Source organism: Neisseria sp. P0024.S006 (assembly GCF_051956595.1).
Classification (GTDB): Bacteria; Pseudomonadota; Gammaproteobacteria; order Burkholderiales; family Neisseriaceae; genus Neisseria.
This window is the reverse complement of record NZ_JBQCXH010000055.1, coordinates 1-452: the sequence shown is the minus strand read 5'-3', so window position 1 is coordinate 452 and position 452 is coordinate 1. Positions and strand designations below refer to the sequence as shown.

The window sequence follows — 452 nt, the reverse complement described above, 5'->3', positions numbered from 1 at the left end:
TCAGACCGAAATAGGCTGCCAGGGTCTAGCGGGATTGGGCTTACGGTGCAGCTTACCGGAGTTTTGTTGGACCACACAACGGGTCTTCGATAGATGTAGGTTACGTTTGGTTTGCGCTTCCGACAGCGAATGTTTGCGGTGGGCTTTGTGCATAATGCTGTCCAGCAAACGATGATTACCAGATGCTACCAGTCTTCCTTACTGTCATAGTTTGAGGCCTTTGCAGGAGTTTGTCACATTTGGCACATACGGCGCAAGTTAGACACAAATAAGGTACAAACAAAAAAGACAGTCTTCCAAATAAGCTGTCAATTGGAAATTTGGAATCTTCGATTTTCCATAAATTCAGATATGTATTGGTGCCCGGAGCCGGAATCGAACCGGCACGGCCGGTTTAGGGCCGACGGATTTTAAGTACATTGTGTCTAACTATTTCACCCCCCGGGCGTAGA

1 tRNA gene and 1 pseudogene are annotated in these 452 nt (G+C 47.3%); both read right to left on the bottom strand.

The window, feature by feature from the left end:
• Positions 1-24: 24 nt before the first annotated feature.
• Positions 25-174 (bottom strand): annotated as a pseudogene (locus ACTHUF_RS11245) (IS5/IS1182 family transposase); the annotation flags it as partial.
• 183 nt (positions 175-357) lie between these two features.
• Positions 358-447, bottom strand: a tRNA-Leu gene (locus ACTHUF_RS11240).
• Positions 448-452 lie beyond the last annotated feature (5 nt).